At 55.6% G+C, this 23,552-nt stretch carries 22 protein-coding genes; 15 read left to right on the top strand and 7 right to left on the bottom strand.

What is annotated here, in order from left to right; genetic code table 11:
- Positions 1-26: 26 nt before the first annotated feature.
- From TH4_RS14970 to TH4_RS14940, 6 genes are all read left to right on the top strand, one after another.
- Positions 27-941, top strand: coding sequence for a class I SAM-dependent methyltransferase (locus TH4_RS14970; protein ID WP_064781745.1), 915 nt, complete (start codon positions 27-29; stop codon positions 939-941).
- A 183-nt stretch (positions 942-1,124) separates the two neighbouring features.
- Entirely contained in the window at positions 1,125-1,862 is a 738-nt protein-coding gene (gene queC / locus TH4_RS14965) for a 7-cyano-7-deazaguanine synthase QueC (protein ID WP_064781744.1), read from the top strand.
- Positions 1,863-2,016: 154 nt separating this feature from the next.
- Entirely contained in the window at positions 2,017-2,373 is a 357-nt protein-coding gene (gene queD / locus TH4_RS14960; protein WP_064781873.1) for a 6-carboxytetrahydropterin synthase QueD, read from the top strand.
- Complete coding sequence (gene queE / locus TH4_RS14955; RefSeq protein ID WP_064781743.1) at positions 2,370-3,152, top strand: 7-carboxy-7-deazaguanine synthase QueE; 783 nt, start codon at positions 2,370-2,372, stop codon at positions 3,150-3,152. Before queD ends, queE begins: the two co-directional genes overlap by 4 nt.
- Positions 3,153-3,616: 464 nt before the next feature.
- Positions 3,617-3,883 carry a hypothetical protein gene (locus tag TH4_RS14945; RefSeq protein ID WP_083997126.1) on the top strand — a complete coding sequence of 89 codons (267 nt, stop codon included), beginning with the start codon at positions 3,617-3,619 and terminating at the stop codon, positions 3,881-3,883.
- Positions 3,884-4,215: 332 nt separating this feature from the next.
- The gene (locus TH4_RS14940; protein WP_064781872.1) at positions 4,216-4,548 is read left to right on the top strand and encodes a hypothetical protein; all 333 of its coding nucleotides are present in this window, start codon (positions 4,216-4,218) and stop codon (positions 4,546-4,548) included.
- Positions 4,549-4,649: 101 nt separating this feature from the next.
- Here the strand turns inward: TH4_RS14940 and TH4_RS14935 are convergent, their stop codons facing one another.
- Positions 4,650-5,321: a methyltransferase family protein gene (locus TH4_RS14935; RefSeq protein ID WP_064781740.1), complete on the bottom strand. Its 672-nt coding sequence runs from the start codon at positions 5,319-5,321 to the stop codon at positions 4,650-4,652.
- A gap of 39 nt (positions 5,322-5,360) precedes the next feature.
- The gene (locus TH4_RS14930) at positions 5,361-6,656 is read right to left on the bottom strand and encodes a helix-turn-helix domain-containing protein (protein WP_064781739.1); all 1,296 of its coding nucleotides are present in this window, start codon (positions 6,654-6,656) and stop codon (positions 5,361-5,363) included.
- Positions 6,657-7,054: 398 nt separating this feature from the next.
- Here TH4_RS14930 and TH4_RS14925 point away from each other — a divergent pair, with 398 nt between their 5' ends.
- The 4 genes from TH4_RS14925 to TH4_RS14910 all read left to right on the top strand — a co-directional run bounded on the left by TH4_RS14925 (position 7,055) and on the right by TH4_RS14910 (position 13,350).
- Complete coding sequence (locus tag TH4_RS14925) at positions 7,055-7,639, top strand: PadR family transcriptional regulator (RefSeq protein WP_063087656.1); 585 nt, start codon at positions 7,055-7,057, stop codon at positions 7,637-7,639.
- Positions 7,640-7,723: 84 nt separating this feature from the next.
- Positions 7,724-8,899, top strand: coding sequence for an efflux RND transporter periplasmic adaptor subunit (locus tag TH4_RS14920; RefSeq protein ID WP_064781738.1), 1,176 nt, complete (start codon positions 7,724-7,726; stop codon positions 8,897-8,899).
- 23 nt (positions 8,900-8,922) lie between these two features.
- Complete coding sequence (locus tag TH4_RS14915; protein WP_064781737.1) at positions 8,923-12,132, top strand: efflux RND transporter permease subunit; 3,210 nt, start codon at positions 8,923-8,925, stop codon at positions 12,130-12,132.
- Positions 12,133-12,513: 381 nt separating this feature from the next.
- Positions 12,514-13,350, top strand: a complete 837-nt coding sequence (locus tag TH4_RS14910) for a transporter substrate-binding domain-containing protein (protein ID WP_245227917.1) — start codon at positions 12,514-12,516, stop codon at positions 13,348-13,350.
- Positions 13,351-13,395: 45 nt separating this feature from the next.
- On the opposite strand, the gene pssA is transcribed toward TH4_RS14910, so the two are convergent.
- The 4 genes from pssA to TH4_RS14890 all read right to left on the bottom strand — a co-directional run bounded on the left by pssA (position 13,396) and on the right by TH4_RS14890 (position 17,454).
- The gene (gene pssA / locus TH4_RS14905) at positions 13,396-14,256 is read right to left on the bottom strand and encodes a CDP-diacylglycerol--serine O-phosphatidyltransferase (RefSeq protein WP_063087647.1); all 861 of its coding nucleotides are present in this window, start codon (positions 14,254-14,256) and stop codon (positions 13,396-13,398) included.
- Positions 14,256-14,984 carry a phosphatidylserine decarboxylase gene (locus TH4_RS14900; RefSeq protein WP_083952836.1) on the bottom strand — a complete coding sequence of 243 codons (729 nt, stop codon included), beginning with the start codon at positions 14,982-14,984 and terminating at the stop codon, positions 14,256-14,258. Before TH4_RS14900 ends, pssA begins: the two co-directional genes overlap by 1 nt.
- A gap of 148 nt (positions 14,985-15,132) precedes the next feature.
- Positions 15,133-16,257 carry an Ig-like domain-containing protein gene (locus TH4_RS14895; protein ID WP_064781735.1) on the bottom strand — a complete coding sequence of 375 codons (1,125 nt, stop codon included), beginning with the start codon at positions 16,255-16,257 and terminating at the stop codon, positions 15,133-15,135.
- Positions 16,258-16,476: 219 nt separating this feature from the next.
- The gene (locus TH4_RS14890) at positions 16,477-17,454 is read right to left on the bottom strand and encodes a hypothetical protein (RefSeq protein ID WP_064781734.1); all 978 of its coding nucleotides are present in this window, start codon (positions 17,452-17,454) and stop codon (positions 16,477-16,479) included.
- A gap of 339 nt (positions 17,455-17,793) precedes the next feature.
- Here TH4_RS14890 and TH4_RS14885 point away from each other — a divergent pair, with 339 nt between their 5' ends.
- Positions 17,794-18,378, top strand: coding sequence for an LOG family protein (locus TH4_RS14885; protein WP_008890311.1), 585 nt, complete (start codon positions 17,794-17,796; stop codon positions 18,376-18,378).
- A gap of 106 nt (positions 18,379-18,484) precedes the next feature.
- Here TH4_RS14885 and TH4_RS14880 read toward each other — a convergent pair whose 3' ends face one another.
- Positions 18,485-18,943 (bottom strand): Rrf2 family transcriptional regulator, encoded by a 459-nt coding sequence (locus TH4_RS14880; RefSeq protein WP_064781733.1) that lies wholly within the window; start codon positions 18,941-18,943, stop codon positions 18,485-18,487.
- 151 nt (positions 18,944-19,094) lie between these two features.
- Here TH4_RS14880 and TH4_RS14875 point away from each other — a divergent pair, with 151 nt between their 5' ends.
- The 4 genes from TH4_RS14875 (at position 19,095) to TH4_RS14860 (ending at position 23,508) form a co-directional block, all read left to right on the top strand.
- Positions 19,095-20,057, top strand: coding sequence for an NAD(P)/FAD-dependent oxidoreductase (locus TH4_RS14875; protein ID WP_064781732.1), 963 nt, complete (start codon positions 19,095-19,097; stop codon positions 20,055-20,057).
- 262 nt (positions 20,058-20,319) lie between these two features.
- A complete protein-coding gene (locus TH4_RS14870) occupies positions 20,320-21,105 on the top strand; it encodes a DeoR/GlpR family DNA-binding transcription regulator (protein ID WP_064781731.1) in 786 nt (261 codons plus the stop codon).
- The gene (locus tag TH4_RS14865; RefSeq protein WP_064781730.1) at positions 21,102-22,226 is read left to right on the top strand and encodes an ABC transporter ATP-binding protein; all 1,125 of its coding nucleotides are present in this window, start codon (positions 21,102-21,104) and stop codon (positions 22,224-22,226) included. The genes TH4_RS14870 and TH4_RS14865 overlap by 4 nt, the downstream gene beginning before the upstream one ends.
- A gap of 16 nt (positions 22,227-22,242) precedes the next feature.
- Positions 22,243-23,508, top strand: a complete 1,266-nt coding sequence (locus TH4_RS14860; protein ID WP_064781729.1) for an ABC transporter substrate-binding protein — start codon at positions 22,243-22,245, stop codon at positions 23,506-23,508.
- Positions 23,509-23,552: the final 44 nt, after the last annotated feature.

Genomic DNA, 23,552 nt, shown 5'->3' with positions numbered 1-23,552 from the left:
GGAACGCAAAGGGAAACATATCGACCATGACCACCCCGACATCCGACAACACACCCGACACCGCCGCCGATAAATCATCCCAAACCTGGCAAAACCTCTCGACCGACTGGATCACCTGGGCCGAACGCCTGGCACCGGCGGCCGAAAAGATCAACCGCCACATGATCGAGGCGGCTGACCTTCCGGGGCTTGCAACTTTGCGCAATGGCGCGCCACTTGATGTGCTTGATCTGGCATCCGGGGTGGGCGAACCGGCCTTTTCCTTTGCGCGTGCCTTGGGCAGCGGCACGGATGATAGCGCTAACATCCCCGGAGTTGCGGGGCACGTGACCGCCTCCGATATCGTTTCGGATATGTGCGATGCGCTTATGGAACGCGCCGCCGAGGAAGAAATTTCCAACATCAAGGCCGTTCCGGCCAATATGGAAAAACTGCCGTTCGAGGATCAAAGCTTTGACGTGGTGTCGTGCCGTTTCGGCGTGATGTTTTGCGAGGATCCGGACAAAGCGCTTCGCGAGGCATTCCGCGTTCTGCGCCCGGGTGGCAAGGCGGTTTTCATGGTCTGGGCGCCGCTCGTGGATAATCCGTTATTTGCCGCCATGGACGCGGTTCTTGGCAACATCCTTGGCATCGGGTTTGATGCCGCCGGGCTTGACCCGTTCTGCTTTGGCGATGCCGATCAATCCATGATGCGCTTTGAGAAAGCAGGCTTTACCGGGATTGAAGCAACCACCCACAGCCCGGCGGGCCGTATTCCCGAAAACGCCCCGTTCTGGAAACCGCAAATGGATATGCTGTTTGGCAATGTCCTGCGCAAATCATCGGACATGGAAGTCGGCGCGATCAATGCCGCGATGTTTGAAACATTGGCGCCCTATATCGAAGACGGCCATTTTCAGGTCCCGATTTGTTTTCATGTACTTAGCGCAAAGCGCGCCTGATCCGGCCACCCCGTCTGATCGCTGATTTCGTGTAAAACCCAAGCATTCCTGCGCATCACGCATGGCCGCATGCGTGGATTTGTGCTTGCGTTTTGGCAACCGGCATGGCAAACCCCGCCCCCTTGGAAGGATGATCCTTCCCCTGTCGTAGCACCAGGTTAAAAACACGAAAGACTGATCATTATGAAGACGATTGTCGTCTGCTCTGGCGGGCTGGATTCCGTCACGCTGGCCTATAAGGTCGCGGCCGAGCACAAGCTCCATTCCCTGATTTCGTTTGATTATGGCCAGCGCCATAAAAAGGAACTCGATTTCGCCGCCCGTGCGGCGCGTAATCTTGGCGTCAAACATCACATCGTTGATCTGACTCCTGTCGGTGCGCTTTTGACCGGATCGTCGCTTACCAGTGATGATATTGATGTGCCCGATGGCCATTACGCCGAAGAAACCATGCGCATCACCGTGGTGCCGAACCGCAATGCGATCATGTTGGCTGTTGCCTTTGGGGCGGCGGCCAGTGCCGGGGCCGATGCGGTTGCCGCCGCCGTGCATGGCGGGGATCATTTCATCTATCCCGATTGCCGTCCCGATTTCATCAAATCGTTCCAGACCATGCAGGACCACGCCCTTGAAGGTGTCAAGGACGTCAAGCTGTATACGCCGTTTGTCAATGTCTCCAAGGCCGATATCGCGCTTGAGGCCGGGCGTCTGGGCGTGCCGGTCGATCTGACTTGGTCGTGTTACAAGGGCGGGGAAACCCATTGCGGACGGTGTGGCACCTGTGTCGAGCGGCGCGAGGCACTTGAACTGGCGCGCGTCAAGGATCTGACCGTTTATGTCGATCGCGATTACTGGAAACAGGCCCGTGCCGACCATATGGCGCGCAAGTTTGCCAAAGGCGAAAACGACGCCGCCGAGTAACTCCTTATAACGGCCTTGCTGTATGGATGCCCGCCTGCGCGGGCATGACGTTTGGCTGTTGTGTTGCCAAACGCGTACCGTCATTCCCGCGAAGGCGGGAACCCCGGGCCAAGCGCACCCTTCAGCAAGACAAGACGACACCGAAAGAAAACCGATGTTCACCATCACCAAACAATTCGCCTTTTCCGCAAGCCACCAACTCAGCGGCCTTGAAGAAGATCACCCGTGTGCGCGCCTGCATGGCCATAACTATATCGTCGAGGTGGAGCTTAAAGGTGCCAGCCTTGATGAACGTGGCTTTGTCCGTGATTACCGCGAATTGGGGCCGCTCAAACGGCTGATTGATGACGAGTTTGATCACCGGCATCTGAATGAAGTTCTTGGTCACGATCATCCGACTGCCGAACGGCTTGCGCTGTTCTTTTACGAATGGGCGCATGATCGCTGGCCGGAAGTATCGGCCGTGCGCGTGTCCGAAACGCCGAAAACCTGGGCGGAATATCGTCCATGACGGTGCACGACCCCAACCTTGCCGACCTTCACGATGCGCGCGGTAAAATCCGCATTTCGGAAATCTTTGGCCCGACCGTGCAGGGCGAAGGGGCGCTGATCGGCATGCCGACGGTGTTTGTCCGCACCGGGGGCTGCGATTTCCGCTGTTCGTGGTGCGACACCCTTTACGCCGTCGATCCGGCCTTTCGGGCGGACTGGAAACCGATGTCCGCGACCGAGGTTCTGGATGCGGTCAAAAAGCTTTCCGGTGGCAAGCCGATCCTGATTACGCTTTCGGGTGGCAACCCGGCGATCCAGCCACTGGGCGACCTGATTGCCATGGGCAAGGACGAAGGTTTTACCTTTGCGATTGAAACCCAGGGCAGCATCGCCAAGGACTGGTTTGCCGACCTTAATTTCCTGACGATCAGCCCAAAGCCACCAAGCTCCTCGACCAGTTTTGATAAGGATGCGCTTGCTGCCTGTATCGAAGCAGCGCAATCCGATGGCATCCTGAATGGTCCGGCCATTACCTTGAAATTCCCGGTACGCGATGCCGCCGACCTGATGTTTGCCGATTATGTGAGGAACCTTCACACTGGCATTCCGGTCTGTTTGCAGCCGGTCAATACAACGCCTGCCGAGCCGCACCCGGATGGCGCAGACGGTGTTGATATCGACGGCCTGACCGAACGGTATCGCTGGCTGGTCGATGAAGTGGCAAGGCGCAAATGGTTTGATGTGCGCGTGCTGCCGCAATGGCATGTGCATGTCTGGGGCAATCTGCGCGGGGTCTGAACCCCGCTTCCCACTTTGCCAGTGATGACAAAATATATTTTATCCGAAATAAGCGAGCCTTTCCCGCACGATTGCGCCAGATGACCCGTTACAGGTCGTTTGGCATGTTTGCTATTTGCCTGCACGCGCACCACTTCCCCATTAGCGGGCGCGCTTTGCGCCGGCAAATAGAAAGATCACATCATGTCATTTCGCAGTTTTTCAACAAGCCAGGGAAAAGCGGGCTCGAAGCCGGATGCAAAATCGTCAGATAGCGCGTCGGCCCCTGCCGCGAAGCCAAAGCCAGAAAATTCCCCTGCCGAAACCAAACCGACCGCGCATCAAGGCGCGAATGACTGATACCGTGCTGGCGGAGGTTATCCTCCGCCATCGCCTTTTCTGGCCGAACTTACCGAAAATCATGAACAAGCAGGAAACGCCCGTTTCCCGCTTCATAAAGGGCTGGTGCCATGCAGCACAGCAGGATGACGCACAAAACCGTGACCTTTGCTCATCCGTTTCACTTGCGCGGACATAGCGATCTGTTTCCACCGGGAAGCTATGTCGTCGATACCACCGAAGAACTGATCGAAGGCGTTTCGATTACGGCCTATCGCAGGGTGTCGACCGATTTGCATCTGAAATACAAACATAACGGCATGATGGTTGATCGCATTCTTAGCATCAAACCGGTTGATCTCGATATTGCGCTGACACGCGATGCAGATCCAGACCGGCCGGAACATCGTTGAGCCAGCCCTCCTTTGAAGTCCGCCGCATTTTATCCCGCGTTTTTTCAAACATGGATGGCGCACAGATTTGTGCGAAACGTTGTGTTTTGGCCGAAAACCCCCATATATAATGTATACACCGTGCCTGTTCGCAGGCAGGGTGACACACTTGGCGCCTGACCAATGATACCTGTGCGTCCCGAGCATATGACACAGGTATCGGTGCCTTACCGAATGACCCGAAGAGATCGGGGATTGCGGATCTTAAGCCGCCCCAAAGGGGTGAACACTCAAAAGAAAATCAGATCCGCACCTTCAAGGTCATCTTCCGGATGCTCGAAGGAGCCATGATCATGAGCATAACCCGCACAACCCATCGTACGGTGACGTTCTTTCATCCGTTCCACTTGCCCGGTCATGCCGGGTTGCTTTCGCCTGGCGAGTATGAAGTCGACACCCTTGAAAAACTTGATCCCGATGCTGCAATGCGCAGCTATATCAAGATGGAATGTCATGTCCATCTCTGGGCGAAGGAGGACATGAAGGACGGCGTTGACGTCCTGATGGTCGAACCGCAGGTGCTTGAAGCCGCCCTTGCCCTTGATTCCGATCCGTTGCGTGAAGATGAACGCAATCAAATGATCAAATCCTTTGGCGGCAGGCCAACGGATAACGCCGCCGCCTGAAGGCATGCAAAGCCGAAAGGGGGCAGCATAAAGCACCCCGGGCAGAGAACGTTATCAACTGATCGCGTCCCAACATCTCTGCCCTGCATAGAATCATGGATTTATGGCAACCAGAATACCGGTTTCAGCCACCCGTGATCTTGCAAGATTTTGACACCTTCCAACACAGGAATGGCAATCCAGAACCACATCGCATCGCGGGTGGTGGCCAAAAACAGGGCCGGTCGGCACAAAATCTCTTTCTCGTCACGCCAGCGGAACCATGTCGGGCGAAAGCGCGGAACCGTATTCACATAGCGTTTGAATGCCCGGCCAAACCGTTCCGCCAGCATGGCTTCCTCGCGCAGCACAACATGCCGGAACACCGCCCAACACAAAACAGCCGAGACCAACCCGATGGCAATACTGCCGGTTTGGGCACCGGCACCAAATGTACCAATGAAGCTGAAAACATAAAGCGGGTTTCGACACATAGAATAAGGGCCGGACGTCACCAGTTCGGTCTTTTTGCGCCCGCCAATATAAAGCGAACACCAGCCCCGCCCCACGATGCAGACCATGATCGCCATCATCCCGACAACCTGGATAGCGTGGTGCCAAACACTGTTGCGATCAAATCCTGCACGGGTAAAACAAACCAATGCCAAAAGCAGAACAACACCGACGCGAAGCGTCCATTTTCGGTAGCGCTGAATGCGCTGTAGATCTTTTGCCGCGTGTTCGTCTGTTGCAGAATTTAAACTGGGTTGAATAATAAAGCGTGGTTGCAGCATGTATGCCCCCTTGGGAAAAAGAGGCCACAGCTTCCGCGATCACCCGATATTTGGCGTCCAATGCTGTTGATCCGGTCCTGCAATTGGCGGTTCGGACGTCACCGACGCGGACAACACTTCCCGCCTTGCTGCCTCGCGCACCGCACTTGGGGTTTCACCCGTGATTTTCTTGAAGGCAAGATTAAAGGTCGATTTCGAATTGAAGCCGACACTTAGCGCGATATCAAGAATGGTACGATCAGGCTCAAGCACCAGAACCGATCGGGCTTCGCGTATACGCGCAGAATTGACGAAATCAAAAAAGCTTTTGCCGACATGATGATTAAGCACATAGGACAGCTGATTGGGTGTTATGCCAACCGCACGCGCCAGTTTCGGCAAGGACACCAGCGGATCGAGAAGAATATCCCCACGCGCCTGAATGTCTTTAAGGCGTGCTAACGCCCGGTCTACACCATCGGGATCAAGCAACGGACGCGGGGCAACCGCATCCGGCGCGCCATCATCGACCACGGGTGCTTTCTGGGGCAAATTTCCACCTGTTGAAGGGGCACGTTCGCTCTGCAACTCATCTGCTTCATCCACGTCATCAGACATATCGTCGGATGGCCAATCGGGCATCACAAACAGCGCCGGCTGCGTTGCAATTTCATAGCTCATGGCGAACAGAACCAATACCAGGGCGATCTCGCTGCCAAATAGTTCCGGGTTTTCTGGCAGGTAAAGACCAACGATCTTCCCGACGGCGACCGTGATGAAAACAAATGTCAGCCCGCCCAGCACAACACAGATCCAGCGCTGCATCACCTTGCGATCCGCGCCAAGCTGTTCTTCGGCTTGGCGCTGATAGCGCCATGCAATGCGCCACAACAGCACCAGATAAATCGCGATCTGCACAAAGATCGCCACCCAGCAAAAAGCTTCAACCAGTTCACCTGTGGTATATGCGCCGCTGCCAAGAACCGCGCCGCCGCCGCCATGGATCACAACCCAGGCAGTCAGGTTAAACACCACCAGCAGCAAAACAAAATGGCCCCACGGAAGGCGGGACGGATTGCCTGAAATCTCGCGGAAATACAGATATATTGCCGGTCCAATGGCGAAATTGATTGGTTTGAAAAGCAACTCAAAGAAGCCGTTAAAATCGGCCGACACAAGCGGATCGGCGACATCTTCGATCAGGTTAAGCGCAACACCCGCAATAAACAGCATCATCCATCGGTTGGCCCCAAAGGCACGCGAACCTTCGGACCGCAGGATCAGACACAGGAACACCGCCTGCACCACGCCAACGGCTGCGACCACAACACTTACATAATGCGTCCAACCGGTCATTCCGGCGTACTCCTGATTTTTCAGATGGCTCTTCAGACGGCGAACTATGTTCGGCCCGATCGACTATATCGTTTCAATAGACACAATCGGACACTATCGGCGTCCGATTATGCACAGGCGGACGCCGCCCGGGATCGAGTTTGCGAAAGTGATCACCCGATGGCTGCCGATACCCCGACCCCATGGCCGATCATCACAACAATCATGTTGTAACACGAACCAAACATGCTTCGTCCAGATTGAAGGGCTGTCACAAAAGGTTCCATCATATTTATTTGACTATATCGAATTGATATATAATAGTTCGATATATATCGGATTGATATAGTCGCTTTGGCACCTTTCCCCGCCGCGGCATACTCAGTCCCGAATGCGTAAATAAGGATACAGAACACAAGATGGACGTACGTACTTTATGTCTGGGTGCCCTGATGGGCGGCGAGGCAACAGGATATGAAATCCGCAAGATGTTTGAAGATGGCACATTCAGCCATTTTCAAATCGCGTCCCTTGGTTCGATCTATCCGGCCCTGACCAAACTGACTCAGGACGGTCTGGTGACATTTGTTGAACATGAACAGGAAAACCGACCGGACAAGAAGATCTATCAACTGACATCCGAAGGACGTCGCACATTCCTGCGCACGTTGTTGCAGACCAGACCGGCCGAGGATCGTTATCGTTCCGACATTTTGTTCATGCTGACCTTTGCCGAAGAAATGCCAATTGAACTGACCGAGGCGCTGATTGATGAATTTGCTGCCCGTCATGAATTGATGAGCCAACAGATTGATCCGGAAAACACCGACAAACCGGCACATCAAAAATCGAATGCCCGCGATGAAAACGGCGAACTCAGACCAGGATGCTGTTTCGTTGCCGGACTGGGGCAGGCCATGTGCAATGCGACGCTGAAGTTTATTCGCGAAAACAAGCAGGGCCTGCTTGATGAGTTAAAGGCGCGCAAGGCCAACAAGTCCTAGGACGAAACCGAACGCTGTGCGCAAGACGTGCCCAACAGAGCCACTGACGCATTCCGCTAGCGGAATATTTGAGGGAACAGAACAATGAATGCTTCACGCCTGATCGCCATTCTTTTGGTCGTTGGGACCGTTGTATGGATCGGCAGCGCCTATTTGACGGGTGGTGATGAGACGACGGAACAGACCAGCGCCTCAGATGCTACCACTGAAAACAAGGCCGCCAAAACTACGGCGAGTGTGCGCACCATCACCAGCCACGCTGTGGATCACGTCGATCATTTGCGCATCACCGGCCGTACCGAAGCGGTCATTTCTGTTGAAATCAGTGCCGAGACCGAGGCACGCGTGATTGAAGTTGGCGCGATCAAGGGCCAGGCTGTTCAGAAAGGCGATCTGATCGTACGCCTTGACACCGGTGACCGTCAGGCCCGTGTTGCCAAGGCGCGCGCGCTGGTCGCACAGCGTGAACTTGAACATTCCGCCGCCGAAAGTCTGGCCCAAAAGAACTATCGGTCCAAAACCGGTGTGGCACAGACACTTGCCCTGCTTGAAGAAGCGCGCGCTGATCTGATGATTGCGCGCACCGAGCTTGGCAATACCGAAATCCGCGCCCCGTTTGATGGCATCGTCGAAGAACGCCCGGCCGAGATCGGTGACCTTTTGTCAATTGGGGATCGGGTCGCAACCCTGATCCAGGGTGACCCGATGCTGGTCGTTGCCCATGTTCCCGAACATTCGATCAGCGCGATTGACCTTGGCCAACTGGCAAGCGTCACCCTGTTTGACGGCAGCACCCATGACGGTATCGTCCGTTACACAGCCCGGGCATCTGACAATGACACCCGCACCTTCCGGGTCGAGGTTGAGATTGATAATCCCGATCTGCGCATTCCTGATGGCATGACCGCCGAACTTGAAATTCCGGTCGGCATCAAACGGGCCCATCAGGTAAGGCCGTCGGTCCTGACACTCAATGACGAGGGTGAACTTGGCGTCCGCGCCATTGTCGATAACAACAAGGTCGATTTCCTGCCTGTCGAATTGCAGGGCGGCAATCGTGACCGGATCTGGATCGGTGGCCTGCCCGATACGTTTGAATTGATCGTTGTCGGCCATGACTGGGTCAAGGAAGGGGCAACTGTTGAGGTTGTCCACCTTGAAACCGACAAGGATGGTCTTCCGATCATGCAGGATGACGAAGCACCTTCGACGGCATCTGACGATACCGGCCCGACCCTTTCGGAAAACTCCGCGCAATAGCGCGTATCATGAGGAGATAAGAAATGTCCCTGATTGATCACGCGCTCAATCGATCGCGCACCGTCATTCTGGTTTTGATCCTGCTGCTTCTGGCTGGCTCGGTTGGCTATAACGCCATCCCCAAGGAAGCCGACCCGGATGTTCAGATCCCGGTTCTTTATGTCACCATGCATCATGACGGCGTATCGCCGGAAGATGCCGAACGCCTTCTTTTGCGCCCGATGGAGCAGGAATTGCGATCCATCGAAGGTGTGAAGGAAATGAGCTCCCAGTCCTATCAGGACGGGGCATCGGTGACGCTTGAATTTTACTCCGACGTCGATATCGACGAAGCCCTTGCCGATGTGCGCGAACGCGTTGACATCGCCAAATCCGAATTGCCCGAAGACACCGACGACCCCGAAGTCCACGAGGTCAACCTGTCGCTGTTCCCCGTTCTGGTGGTAACCCTTTCGGGTGACGTGCCCGAACGTGCGCTTCTGCGCATGGCGCGCGATCTGAAAGACGCCATCGAAGGCCTGCCTGCAGTGCTTGAAGCCAAACTTGCCGGTGATCGGGAAGAACTGGTCGAATTCATCATCGACCCGATGAAGATCGAGGCCTATCGCCTGAATGGCATCGACATCGTCAGTCTTGTGCGCAATTCCAATGCGCTGGTGGCGGCCGGTGCGATCGATACCGGTACGGGACGCTTTAACATCAAGGTGCCCGGCCTGTTTGAAAGCATAAATGACATTCTTGATATGCCGCTGATCGTTGATGGCGATTCCGTCATTCGGTTCCGCGACATCGGCGACGTGCGCCGGACATTCAAGGATGCCAAAAGCTTTGCGCGCCTTAACGGCGAACCGGCCATCGCGATTGAAGTGTCCAAACGTGTCGGCGAAAACATCATCGAAGTCATTGATGCGATCAAGGCGGTCACCGCCGAGGCACAGGAAGCATTTCCGCCAAACCTGACAATCAGCTATTCACAGGACAAGTCATCTGACATCCGCACCATGCTGACCGATCTTCAGAACAGTGTGATCCTTGCGATCCTGCTGGTGATGGTGGTTGTCATCTGGGCGCTGGGTTGGCGGTCGGGCCTTCTGGTCGGGCTTGCCATTCCGGGCTCGTTCCTGACCGCGATCCTGATCCTTTGGGCGCTGGGCATGACGGTCAATATCGTTGTTCTGTTCAGTCTGATCCTGGCCGTCGGGATGCTGGTCGATGGCGCGATTGTTGTGACTGAATATGCCGACCGCAAGATGATCGATGGCCTGCATCGCAGCAAGGCCTATCCGCTGGCGGCAAAACGCATGGCGCTTCCGATTATTGCGTCAACCGCAACCACGCTTGCAGCCTTCCTGCCGCTGGCCTTCTGGCCTGATATCGTCGGCGAGTTCATGAAATTCCTGCCGATTACGGTTCTGTTCACGCTGACCGCATCGCTTGCCATGGCACTGATCTTTGTGCCGACCGTGGGCGCGTGGTTTGGCAAACCGGGCAGTGAAAGCAACGAAAGCCTTGAGGCCATCGCAGCCGATCATGGCGATGACATCCACAAGGTCAAAGGCGGCACCGGGCTCTATGTCCGTATCCTCAGCGGATCGCTTCGCTTCTACTGGCTGGTGATCCCGGCAGCGTTTATCATTCTGATTTCGGTCTGGGTGGCGTTTGGCAAGCTTGGCAAGGGTGTTGAGTTCTTCCCGGCGGTCGAACCCGAAGTCGCCGTGGTTCAGGTCCGTGCACGCGGCAACCTGTCCTATTACGAACAGGATGCCCTGCTTAAAGAGGTCGAGGACCGCATCCTTGCCCTTGATGCCCGTCACGAAGGCGAACACTGGTTTGATACCGTATATGCCCGTTCCGGCGATGGTGCCGGTGGCAACGAGGCATCCGAGGACGTAATCGGCACGGTTCAGCTTGAATATGCCGATTGGCAAATGCGCCCGCCCGCAAGCGAGATTGAAAAACGTATCCTTGCCGATACGGCCGATCTTGCCGGTATTCACGTCGAAGTCCGCGCCGAAGAAGCCGGTCCGCCGCAGGGCAAGGACATCCAGATCCAGCTTCGTTCTTACTATCCTGAACTTCTTGATGAAACGGCGACCATTCTGGTCAACGGTCTTCAGGAAATGGGCGGCATGTACAATTTCGAAGATGGCAAGTCGCCCCCGGGCATTGACTGGGAATACACAGTTGACCGCGCCCAGGCTTTGAAATTCGGTGCTGATATCAACCAGATCGGCAATGTCGTCAAACTGGTGACCAACGGCATCAATTTCACGACCTATCGTCCAGATGATTCAACCGAGGAAATCGATATTGTCGGGCGTTACCCGGCCAAGTATCGCTCCCTCGACGAGCTCGAAAACCTGCAGATCGTGACCGATAAGGGTCTGGTGCCGATGTCGAACTTCATCACGCGCACCCCCAAACCCAAAACTGGCACGCTGACCCGCGTTGACAGCCGCCGCGCCCTGACCGTCAAGGCCGACGTGCAGGAAGGCGTTCTGGTCGACACCAAGCTTGGCGAGGTCAAGGCATGGATGCAAACCCTTGATATCGATCCGCGCATATCGGTCGAATTCAAGGGGCAGGATGAAGAACAGCAGAAATCGGCAGACTTCCTGATGAACGCCTTTACGGTGGCCCTTTTCATCATGTTCATCATTCTGGTCACCCAGTTCAACAGCATCTCGAGCTCGCTTCTGATCATGATCGCCATCATCATGTCGACGGCGGGTGTGTTCCTTGGTCTTATGATCACCGGGCAGGCTTTCTCGATCGTCATGAACGGCATCGGTGTTGTCGCACTGGCCGGGATCGTTGTGAACAACAACATCGTTTTGATCGATACCTTTGACCGGCTCAAACACACCGCCAGCAGCATCGAGGCCGCCATCCTGCAAACCGGTGCGCAGCGTCTGCGTCCGGTGATGCTGACAACGGTGACGACCATTCTTGGTCTGGTGCCGATGGTCATGCAGATCAATATCGACTTCACGTCTCGTGAGGTCACGGTCGGGGCACCGTCCACCCAGTGGTGGGTACAGCTTTCAACCTCGATCGCGTTTGGTTTGGCCTTTGCAACCGCTTTGACCCTGATCTTTACGCCTTGTGCGTTGATGATGCGCCACAAGATTGCCAACCGTCTGCGCAAGACGTCGATTGGTAATCGACTGAAATCGCTTGTCTCCTCGCGGTTTGGACGTAACAGGACAAAGCCATCAGGCCCGACTGCATAATCGATCGCTTTAACCCAATAGCCGCGCGACTTTTCCCCCGACCCCGCCGTGCGGTTATACCGGCCCCCTCCCCGGGGGCCGGTTACTTTTTTCTTCAAGCCGGCAATCAAAGCCGTGTGGTTTAATCGCGATGTAACCTTTTGCATTCAAACATCTTAATCATTTAATTTTTCGCCCCTTTCTACGTCTGCGAAGGCCGGAATACACACTTTCCTAATGTTTCCGGGCGTATTTTTAGAATGGTTATCGAGAACTGTTTTCCGGCGGAAACAAAGGATCTATATGGTATGGGCTGTTTGGCATAAAGCGCGATCACAGGTATTTGGACTTGTCTGCGCGCTAGGCGCGTTTGCCCCCCATGGAGCGACGGCGGAAAATGCCGTGCCCGACCAATCACTGATCTGGGCGGTCCCGTCCTTTGCGCCGGCATTCATCAAGGATTACGGCGAACTCAGCGGCTATGCCGCCGACACCCAGAACTGGTTCGCAGCCAGGCTTTCACAGTATCAGCACCGCATTATGCATGTGCCCCTGGCCCGGCTTCTGGCGGAAATGAAAAGTGGCGATGGTGAATTGCGTTGCTCAACCACGCTGATCCCGACGCCGGAACGGCGTACCTATATTACGTTTGCCAAAACCATTCTGCTGCATTTGCCGATCTCGATCGTTATCCGCGCCGAGGATGAGGCCCGTTTTGCGCCCTATCTGAACGACGAAGGCCACATCAGGATCGAGGATCTTCTTAAAGACGAGGAACTTGCAACCGCGGTTCGAATTGGGCGCGCTTACGGGACCCTGGTTGACGGACAGTTGAACCGGTATCGCAATACAGACCGCCTCATGGAGGTCGCCGAAGACACCAAGTTCGTGCGGATGCTTGATCTCAAACGGATTGACTGGACACTCTATTTCCCGTCCGAGGCGGAATTTTACCGTCGGTCCCAGACGCCCGACCTTTTGATAAAGGCCCTACCGATTGCCGGAAACACAACCTTGCTTGAGGCCACTATTGGCTGTGCAAAAACACCAGCTGGCAAAAAGGCCATTGAAGCCATCAATGCCATTGTCGATGCACATCCGAACATGCCCTGGACGGACTATTATGCCGACTGGCTTGGTGCGAGTGACCGGGAATGGTTCTATGCCGCCCGCGATCAATATATCCATGCCGAGCATTTCGAAACCCGTCTGGAATACCGCCCGTCATCGGCGCAATAACAAAAAAAGCCGGCAAAGATGCCGGCTTTTGTTTTGATCTTTTGATCAGTTCTGATGGACGCGGTTCAATCCCTCGTCGGGATCATCATCGGGTTCGCCATCATCATCTTCCTCGTCCGCTTTATCCTGTTCTTGCTGGTTCTCGACGCCCATACGGCGATAGGAACGATAGGACAGCGGGAAGGTAATGAAATAGACCCCGGCAATCACCGAAAGTGTCAGCCACGGCGAGGACACCAGAAACGCCACCGACGCCCCGAACGCCAACATCAATGGCAGTACCCAAGCGCGCGGCACCTTGACCTTCTTGAAACTGAATGTCGGCAAACGCGACACCATCAGACCGGCGATAATCACGCCATAAGGTGCTACGATATACGGGCTGTCAAAGATGCCTTCGCCAAACTGGAAGGTCAGGACAATCGGCCACATCGCAAGGGCGGCCGCCGCCGGAGCCGGAACCCCGGTAAAGAACCGATAGGCCCATGTCGGCAATTCCGGTTCGCCCAGCATCTGCGTATTGAAGCGCGCCAGACGCAGCATCATGCAAACGGCAAACAGCAGCGACAACGCCCAGCCAATGCCGCCAAATTCATGCAGCGACCAGAAATACAGCATCATCGCCGGTGCGACGCCAAAGCAGACAAAGTCCGACAGGCTGTCGAGTTCACCGCCAAAGCGGCTGGACGCATTAAGCATGCGGGCCAGACGGCCATCAAGACCGTCAATGATCCCTGCAATCAGAATGGCGGCAACGGCAGCCTCCCAGCGATCCTGCATCGCAAAGCGGATCGAAGTCAGACCGGCACACATGCCCATTATCGTTGCCACATTGGGCACCAAGCGTGTCAAAGACAGCGCCTTGAAGCGACGGGGACGACGAATGGGATCGATGCCGCCTGCCATTAGCGGATCTCCCCGACCGCGGCTTCCTTGCCCTTGGCCGAAACATCGGCAAGAACAGTTTCACCGGCAATCGTGGTTTGACCGACAATCACGTTGGGTGACACGCCTTCGGGCAGGTAAACATCCACGCGCGAGCCAAAGCGGATCAGACCGAAACGCTCACCCGCCTTAAGCTGCGACCCGGTGCCGACATCACACAGGATGCGGCGTGCGACAAGACCGGCAATCTGGACAACACCAAACTCGCGGCCTTCCTTGTCACGAACAAGCAGGATCTGGCGTTCGTTGTTTTCCGATGCCTTGTCGAGTTCCGCATTGACGAACTTGCCGGGCACATAGGCCTCGCCAACGATCTCGCCATTGACCGGGCAGCGGTTCACATGAACGTTGAACACATTCATGAAGATCGAAACACGCGTGCGCGGGGTTTTGTCGTCAAGCTCAAGTTCCTTGGGCAGCGGCGCCTGCGAAATCATGCAAACACGGCCATCTGCCGGGGAAATCACCAGATTTTCATCGGTCGGGGTAATGCGATCCGGGTCGCGGAAGAAGTACGCGCACCAAAGTGTCAGGATCACGCCGATCCAGCCCAGCGGTTCCGCAATCAGGAACAAGCCCACAGTGATCGCCGCAAAGATCGCAACGAATTTCCAGCCTTCGGGATTGATCGGCACAAGAACGGATTTCAAAGTCTTTATTCCCTGGTTGCCATGGTTGGGCGTATCAATTTGGTACGCATGGTACCGTGCGGGCGCCTTCCTACCATCTAGTGATGACGATGGGCAACGCAACCCGCGTTCAACTGTTTGGCCCCAAACTTAAAAGGGGCAAAACACACTTACCATGTGCTTTGCCCCTCGCAAAGAAAAGTGATGCTTATTGCTGATTTTCTTCGTTCGGCAGTGCGAAAATCTGCCCCGGATAAATCAGATCAGGATCGCGGATCTGGTTGCGGTTCTGATGATAGATCACCCAGTATTTCAGGCCTTCGCCATAAGTACTGCGCGCAATCCGCCACAGGCTGTTGCCAGGCTGAACGACATAGCGTGACCCCGGCTCAAGAATTTGGTCTGGCCGTGCACGTTCGAACGGAATTTCAACGCGTGCGGTCACCTTGCCGGAACTGTCAAGCTGATCGGCGCGCAGCGTGTAGTTGCCCGGCTCAATCGGCTGCCCGATGGTCAGTGCCCAGTTGCCGTTTTCATCGGCCGGCGCAGTGCCAACATGGTTGTTATCAAGGTAAACCCGAACTGTGTGATTAAGGTCGGCCTTGCCCGACATTGCAACGCGGCCCTCGGTATCGTAGTCGACAACATCAATCGACAGACGCGGAAGCGTCGCATTTTGCGTATCAGAACCTTCTTCCTGTTTCGCTGCGGCCTCGGGTGCTGGTCCCTGCATTACGGTTACCGCACCGTCACCATCAGATGGCACCTTAAGCGCGATCACAGGCTGCTTTTCGCTTGCCGGTTCGCTGTCGGTGGCCCCGGCGGTTCCTGTGGTCTCGCCGGTTTCACCGCTTTGTTCACTGGTAGCTGCCGGTGCCTTTTCCTCTGGGATCAGGACAACAACCTTGTCATCTGCCTTGGAAACATTCCCGGTGGCGTCTTCGGCTTCAAGCGACAATTCCCGATCGCCACTGGCCAACGGTTTGTTTGGCAGAACGACCCATTCACCGCGTTCGTCAGCCGTGGCTTCGCCAATCACTTCTTCACCCTCGCGGATGCGAACCGTGCTGTTGGGTTCGGCGCGGCCTGCAATGACGGCATTTCCGTCCGGGCCGATGCGCACGACATCAAAGCTTGGATTGGTGATCGCAGGTGCGTCAGTGGCCGGTTCAGACGCCGGTTCGTTTGGCGTCGTCTCGGTGGTAACCGCAGGCGCCTGTGTTACTGCCGGTGCGGTTTCTTCATCCGCACTCTTGGTCAGCATGTAATTCAGCGCAATCGCTGCAATGATCAGTACAACGCCGACAATGACGAGGATATAGGGTCGCTTCACCGGAAATATCCTTGAACGATGTTTATGTTTATAACTCTTATGCTCAAGACACTGAAATTGCTTGCCATATTCCCCTCAAACAACCCGTGCGAGCACGTTAATTAGAAACTTGTACTACTTTGTACGTGCAGTTTCCATAACGTAACCTACAAACGATACATCGCAACCGTTAGGCAAAGATGAAGAGAGCAATACCGCTCAGCTCAAACACCCTTGAGCTCAAAGGCTTCTGGCCGCCATCTCCGCCCCGACATAGGCCACAAGGGCGGCCATGATCAGTGGCAGGGCCAGAACACCCACCCGGATCATCATACCCAAAAGTGCGGCCTGTGCCGGGTTATCGGTGGGCAGATGCGCCGCCAGCCTGACCGAGGACTGACGTGCGGAGACCACCAGAAGCAACACCGCAAAGGCAAGGCAGGATGCTGGCACCATGATCATCGCACTTGCAGCCCCCGACATCAGCGCACCAACAACGCCAAGCCACACCGCCACCCGGTATTGCGGGGCCGCCTTTTCAGAAATCAGCGCGACAAACAGTGCCACCGTCAAGGCCGCCTGAAACACAACATGATCGGCAAGGCCAAACAGATGAACGATGATCCCCTGCCCCAGAGCCAGGGTCATTAAAACCGCAATCGGTCCGGGTTTCGCGATTGTTTCCACGTCGCTTTTGGCATCCGTCGTCGACTTGCCGGATTTTGATTTGGTACTTTTGGCTTTCCTGCCTTTGGCGGGTTTTGCCCCGTCATCGTCATCCTCGGTGAAATCCGGGCGCGTCACCCATAGGAAACACCCGCCGACAATCAGAAACGCCAGCCATGCAAAAATCTGGATCGCACCGGGATGGTATGAAAGCCCCCGGATCGGTGCCGCCAGCACCAGCCAGCCGCCCAAAAGCAGCGTCAGCCCGGCAACGCCCAGCGATATGCGTTCCGATAGTCGCGAAATATCCATGATCGCGCCACAGACACCGCCAAGCACCAACATCAAAAGTGCTGCGCCCACGCCACCACGTGCGGTTTCAGGCAGTCCGATGGCCGCTGGCACGGCCACGGCAACCGCCGGAATGATCGCGCCCAGAACAAGGCGACGCGCGATGGAACGTTCCAACCCCAGCCACAAGGCCAGCATCAGAACGGCGGCGATAATGCCCGATATCACAATGGCGAGAATGAATGGACTATCGACAAACACGTTGGGCGGTCCTGCCTTCTTCTTATGAATATGCTTAACGCAGTTTCCTGCTGTGAGAATTACCCATCCCACAATCAGGTTCAGAACTTGTTAACCCTGCGACAAAAAGCGCGCGATTTGCGGCCTTCGGCGGCTTGGCCGTCAATGCCATAGCCAATTGGCAAGATTACGGCCAAAGGCGAACAAATCAGGGCAGGATCGATAAATTTCAGATGCTGCTATGCGGAAATTACTGCCACAGATGCGATCGGATCGGTTAAGGTCCCTTTCCGTACGGGGTTTCGTTCAGAAATGCGTGGCCCCGCTACCTGCGAAACAAGAAACACAAGGCAGGTCGCCATGACAAAAGTAAAATCAATCTGTGTCTTTTGCGGTGCTTCGGATGGCAAGAATCCGCAACACATGGAAAATGCCATCGCCTTTGGCAAAATGATGGCCGAACGCGGCATCACGCTGATTTATGGCGGCGGCCGGATCGGTCTGATGGGGGCCGTGGCAGATGGCGTTATGCAAAATGGCGGATCGGTCGTGGGCATCATCCCGGCCCATCTTGACGATATCGAAGTCGGCCATACCGGCCTGTCCGAACTGATCGTTTGCAAATCGATGCATGAACGCAAGGTCGAGATGTTCCGTCGCTCGGACGCGTTTGTCACCCTTGCGGGTGGGCTTGGCAGCCTCGATGAGGCGTTCGAGGCCATGACGCTTCGCCAGCTTGGCATTCATGACAAGCCGATGGTGTTCCTCAATGCGCTTGGCTATTGGGACAAGTGCTTTGACATGATTGACGCCATCATCGACGAAGGCTTTGCCCGCCCCAGCCACAAGAACCTCTATACTGTGGCCAACACGCTCGATGAAATCTTTGAACAGCTTGCCGCCGAACCGGCCCCGCGCTTTGACCCGCGCGAAAAGCTGTTCTGATCTCGGCAAAATAGCCTGACCAAAGCCCGGCCAGCCTCACCTGACCGGGCTTTTTTTTGCTGTAACCACGCCACTGGAAGAACCGATACTTCAGCTCGAATGAAGATTAACGGGAAAGCTCGCAGGTTGGTTTATTGGCAATCTTTGCCATGCGCTGATCAAACTCATCGGCCAGATCGGCCAATGTGACAGAGGCAAATTTTTCGATCAGCAGTTTTTCAGCAGCCTCGAACGCACTGCCAAGTGCCGAATTAACCGCCTGTTCAACAAGGCATTCCGGATGATCGACGGCAACTCCAACGGCAAAGAAAGCGGGATTGCCAATGGCGCGGTGTATATCGAGCATCGTGATTTCCGATAAGGGCCTGGTCAAAACCCAGCCACCACCGTGACCTTTTTCCGAATGCACATACCCGTCATCGCGAAGCCCTGCCATGGTTCGTCGCACCACCACCGGATTTGTCCCAAGCATCTGCGCGATTTGATCAGACGTCGCAGCACCGTCTATCCGGTCCATATGAATAAGAACATGCAGCATGCGCGAAAGTCGGCTGTCACGGCGCATTGCGAACTCCTGATGCGGGTTTGATTTCCAGCAATTCGTAGCACTTGGCACATCTCGCAACAACAAAAGTTTCGAATTCCTTTGACTCACTCATATCACGATACTTATAAAGTTACATGAAACACATCCATATGTTTGACGAGGAAATGCAATGTCACCAAATGTCCCTTCTGCTGCCCAATCAACCACGGCAAGCAAGAAACAATATGACGTCGCCGTTATCGGGGCCGGGTTCGCCGGGCTTTCGGCAGCGATGCAGCTTGCGCGCGCCCGGTGCGATATATGTGTGATTGATGCCGGAGAGCCCCGTAACCGTTTTGCAATCACCGCCCACGGAGTTCTGGGTCATGACGGCAAAACCCCGGCCGAAATTCGCACTACCGCCATTGATCAGCTTTGTCGCTATGAAACTGTTGATTTTCGTCGCGGGCTGGTCACCGACGCCATGGCCTGCACGCTTCGCGATGCATCCGATCCGCTGTTTGGACTGAAACTTGCCGATGGTGGGGCCCTTGAAGCCCGGCGTATCATTCTGGCCACCGGCGTACGCGATAGCCTGCCCGATATTCCCGGCCTTGCCGAACGCTGGGGCAAAACGGTTTTGCATTGCCCATATTGCCATGGCTATGAAGTGCGCGATAGCCAGATCGGTGTCATCGCGACCATGCCAGCGTCAAGCCATCAAGCAATGATGCTGCCTGACTGGGGACCGACCACCTATTTCAGCCAGTCTGAACATATGCCCGATAACGACATGGTACTGGCCATGCGTGATCGTGGCATCACCATCGAACATTCGCCGATTGTCGAAATTCTGGGCAAGGCACCGGTCATTGATGGTGTTCGGTTGGCGGACGGGCGCATTTTGCATATTCAAACCATTTTCGCCGGTCCAACCGTTTCCATGCCAAACCCGGTTGCCGAGATGCTGGGGTGCCGATTTGATGAAGGACCACAGGGTCCGTTCATTGCTGTTGATCCCAGTCAGGAAACCAGTGTGCCAGGGGTATTTGCCGCCGGTGACGCCGCAACTGCACGTCACAATGCAACGTTGGCGTCGGCCGCCGGTGTCATGGCCGGGTTTGGCGCGCACCAATCGTTAGTGTTTCGATAAGATCGTAAACTATGGACAAACTTCAATCATATCCGAACAGGCACCGCCACGCATACCGCGCGGCGGTGCTTTTGTTACACGCCCGTGCAAAATGGATGATCCGGGAACGGTGTTCATCTGATCATCGCCCTAAAAACCCATAATTTCCGCGCGGTTCGCAATCGTCTGAATATTCATATGAATGTCACGCTTCTGAAATCTTAGTGACAACGAAGCCGCGTATGATCGCTTCAATGTTCAAAACAACAAATTGAACGATCAAATGAATATTTCTACGCGACAGCGCGACATCATCGATATCCTGCGCCGTGACAGCTTTGTCTCGATTGACAAGCTGGCTGAACATTTTGACGTTACCCCGCAAACCGTGCGGCGCGACGTCAATATGCTCAGCGACGCCAATCTGGTGCGCCGTCGCCATGGTGGCGTTGAATATGCTGGCGAACCGGGGATGAACCTGTCCTATGACAGTCGTCAGGTCACCAACATCGCGGCCAAGCACGCGATATCGCTGCATGTCGCAAGCCTGATCCCTGACGGGGCATCGATCCTGATCGGGATTGGCAGCACGCTTGAACTGGTTGCGCTTAATCTGGTCGATCATCGCCATCTGACCGTGATTACCAACAACATGAATGCCGCCATGGCGCTGGGCAACAATACCAGCAACCGGATTGTCATTCCGGGTGGCACGCTGCGCCTGCCCGATCGCGACGTCATCAGTCCCGAGGCCGAACTGATGTTTAACAAGTACAAGGTCGACTATGGCCTGTTTGGCGTCGGCGGTGTTGAGCCCGACGGGACGCTTACCGATTTCGACCATCGCGAAGTATCGCTTCGTCAGGCGATTGCCGCCAATTGCCGCAGATCCATCCTTGTTGCCGATCAATCCAAATTCGGCCGCCCGGCCCCGGCCAAGGGCGGACATCTGACCGATCCTGACCTGATCGTGGTTGATGGTGTGCCCGGCGGCGTTTTCGATCCGTTGTTTGACCGTCAAGACGTTCGCGCGCGTCTGCAAATTGCCAAAAGCGAAAGTTACGAATGACCAACCAGCCCCCCTTTATTCGCATTAATTCTGTGTCGCGCGTGTTTAACGGTGGCAATGGCGTGCATGACCTGTCACTCGACATTCCGCGCGGAAGCTTTGTCGTTCTGCTGGGGCCATCGGGCTGTGGCAAGTCGACAACCCTGCGTCTGATTGCCGGTCTTGAAACCGCCGATCAGGGATCGATTGCGATTGATGGCAAGGACGTCACAAGTGCGCCGCCATCCAAGCGCGGCCTGTCGATGGTGTTTCAGTCCTATGCCCTGTTCCCACATCTGAGTGTTGCCGAAAACATCATTTTTGGCCTCAAGGTCCGCAAAACCCACAAGGACGAAATCAAGACCCGCCTAGAAGATGCCCTGCGTGTGACCGGCCTTGAGGGGTATGAAGACCGCAAACCCGCCCAGCTTTCCGGTGGGCAGCGTCAGCGCGTGGCACTGGCGCGCGCCATTGTTGCCGGTCATCCGCTGTGCCTGATGGACGAGCCGCTTTCAAACCTCGATGCCAAATTGCGCCATGCGGTGCGCAAGGATATCCGCGACCTGCAACAGCGCCTTGGCATTACGGTGGTTTATGTCACCCATGATCAGACCGAAGCCATGAGCATGGCCGACATCGTCATTCTGATGAAAGACGGTCGGATCGAGCAGATTGGCAACCCGGCCGACCTTTACCTGAAACCCGCCACCGCCTTTGCCGCCGGATTTGTCGGAAGCCCGCCGATGACCCTGATCCCGGCCAGTGCCCTGCCAGCCTCGGTCATTCCCGATGGCCTTGATGCCAATAACCTGACATTTGGCATCCGGCCTGAAGACCTGATCCTGTCGACCGGGCAGAACGACCATCCATGGGGCATTCCGGCGACCGTTACCGGCAGCGAGTTTTTGGGGGCCGAGACATTTATATTTGTTGCGATCCCGGGAACGGATGGGGCCACCGCCCGCCTGCCCGGTCGCGTTGAAATTTCGCCCGGGACAGAAGTCTCGCTCAGTTGGGCTGGCGCTGCGGCCCACTGGTTTGACGGCGAACACGGTCATCGTCTGACACCGACGGTACCGGGCACATCAGCGCAAGATACCAAGATCACCTCTCAACCTGACACTGCAACTTCGACACTTTAACAGGGAACTTTTGTTCATGCGTAACATCGTAACCAGTGCTGCATTCGCGGCCGGACTGATGGCAACGGCGGCGAGCCCGGCCTTTGCTGCCACTGAACTGACCATGTATTATCCCGTCGCTGTTGGCGGCCCGCTGACCAGCGTGATTGACGGCATGATCGAAGGCTTTGAGTCCGAAAACCCGGACGTCAAAGTCAACGCCATCTATGCCGGCAACTATGACGACACCCGCCTGCGCGCGGTTTCGGCGATCAAAAGCGGCGATCCGGCACAGCTTTCTGTGATGTTTTCAATCGACGTTTACGACCTGATCGAACAGGACCTGATTGTTCCGTTTGATGATGTCGTCAAAACAGCCGAAGACAAGGAATGGCTTGAGGGCTTCTACCCGGCGCTGATGGCCAATGGTGAAGTCGATGGCAAAACCTGGGGCATCCCGTTCCAGCGTTCGACCATTGTCATGTACTACAACAAGGACATGTTCCGCGAAGCCGGTCTTGATCCGGAAATGCCGCCGCAAACCTGGGAAGAACTGGTAACGACTGGCAAGGCACTTTCGAAAGACGGCAAATGGGGCCTGATGGTGCCTTCTACCGGTTATCCGTACTGGATGTTCCAGTGCTTTGCCATCCAGAATGGCAAGGAACTGATGAGTGCTGATGGCACCGAAACCTATTTCAACGATCCGGCTGTTGTCGAGGCGCTTGAATTCTGGCGCGGCCTTGCGACCAAAGAAAAAATCATGCCGGAAGGCACGATTGAATGGGGAACCCTGCGTCAGGCCTTTGTTCAGGGCCAGACAGCCATGATGTGGCATTCGACCGGCAACCTGTCGGCGGTCAAACGCGAAGCACAGTTTGATTTCGGCGTTGCCATGCTGCCGAAGCACAAACAGCCGGGCTCGCCCACGGGTGGTGGCAACTTCTATCTGTTCAAGGACTCAACCGATGAGCAGAAAGAAGCATCGCTGGCGCTGATCAAATACATGACCGCACCGGAACGTGCGGCGGAATGGTCGATTGCGACCGGTTATGTTGGTGTCACTCCGGATGCCTACGAAACCGACGCGCTTAAGGCCTATGTTGCGGACTTCCCGCCGGCACTGGTCGCGCGTGATCAGCTTGAAGTCTCGGTTGCCGAGTTTTCCACCTATGACACCGCGCGTGTCCGCGAAGGTCTGAACAACGCCATTCAGGCGGCCCTGACCGGTGAGAAGACCCCGGAAGAAGCCCTTGGCGATGCCCAGTCCGAAGCAGAACGTCTTCTGCGGGCCTTCCACTAAAAACGGCCGATCTGCACGCCGAAGCGGGATATTCCCCGCTTCGG

Origin of the sequence: Thalassospira tepidiphila MCCC 1A03514 (genome assembly GCF_001662875.1) — a bacterium.
In the GTDB taxonomy this organism is placed as follows: Bacteria; Pseudomonadota; Alphaproteobacteria; order Rhodospirillales; family Thalassospiraceae; genus Thalassospira; species Thalassospira tepidiphila.
The sequence above is the reverse complement of the archived record's forward strand: the minus strand, read 5'-3'. Positions and strand labels throughout refer to the sequence as shown.

Excerpts from the sequence above, each read along its gene's own strand:
- queC (WP_064781744.1), top strand. The coding sequence starts at position 1,125 with ATGAAGACGATTGTCGTCTGCTCTGGCGGGCTGGATTCCGTCACGCTG.
- TH4_RS14930 (WP_064781739.1), bottom strand. The coding sequence starts at position 6,656 with ATGACCGGTTGGACGCATTATGTAAGTGTTGTGGTCGCAGCCGTTGGC.
- TH4_RS14935 (WP_064781740.1), bottom strand. The coding sequence starts at position 5,321 with ATGCTGCAACCACGCTTTATTATTCAACCCAGTTTAAATTCTGCAACA.
- TH4_RS14875 (WP_064781732.1), top strand. The coding sequence starts at position 19,095 with ATGTCACCAAATGTCCCTTCTGCTGCCCAATCAACCACGGCAAGCAAG.
- TH4_RS14925 (WP_063087656.1), top strand. The coding sequence starts at position 7,055 with ATGGACGTACGTACTTTATGTCTGGGTGCCCTGATGGGCGGCGAGGCA.
- TH4_RS14870 (WP_064781731.1), top strand. The coding sequence starts at position 20,320 with ATGAATATTTCTACGCGACAGCGCGACATCATCGATATCCTGCGCCGT.
- TH4_RS14885 (WP_008890311.1), top strand. The coding sequence starts at position 17,794 with ATGACAAAAGTAAAATCAATCTGTGTCTTTTGCGGTGCTTCGGATGGC.
- TH4_RS14920 (WP_064781738.1), top strand. The coding sequence starts at position 7,724 with ATGAATGCTTCACGCCTGATCGCCATTCTTTTGGTCGTTGGGACCGTT.
- TH4_RS14880 (WP_064781733.1), bottom strand. The coding sequence starts at position 18,943 with ATGCGCCGTGACAGCCGACTTTCGCGCATGCTGCATGTTCTTATTCAT.
- pssA (WP_063087647.1), bottom strand. The coding sequence starts at position 14,256 with ATGGCAGGCGGCATCGATCCCATTCGTCGTCCCCGTCGCTTCAAGGCG.
- TH4_RS14940 (WP_064781872.1), top strand. The coding sequence starts at position 4,216 with ATGAGCATAACCCGCACAACCCATCGTACGGTGACGTTCTTTCATCCG.
- TH4_RS14945 (WP_083997126.1), top strand. The coding sequence starts at position 3,617 with ATGACGCACAAAACCGTGACCTTTGCTCATCCGTTTCACTTGCGCGGA.
- TH4_RS14860 (WP_064781729.1), top strand. The coding sequence starts at position 22,243 with ATGCGTAACATCGTAACCAGTGCTGCATTCGCGGCCGGACTGATGGCA.
- TH4_RS14865 (WP_064781730.1), top strand. The coding sequence starts at position 21,102 with ATGACCAACCAGCCCCCCTTTATTCGCATTAATTCTGTGTCGCGCGTG.
- TH4_RS14915 (WP_064781737.1), top strand. The coding sequence starts at position 8,923 with ATGTCCCTGATTGATCACGCGCTCAATCGATCGCGCACCGTCATTCTG.
- queD (WP_064781873.1), top strand. The coding sequence starts at position 2,017 with ATGTTCACCATCACCAAACAATTCGCCTTTTCCGCAAGCCACCAACTC.
- TH4_RS14970 (WP_064781745.1), top strand. The coding sequence starts at position 27 with ATGACCACCCCGACATCCGACAACACACCCGACACCGCCGCCGATAAA.
- queE (WP_064781743.1), top strand. The coding sequence starts at position 2,370 with ATGACGGTGCACGACCCCAACCTTGCCGACCTTCACGATGCGCGCGGT.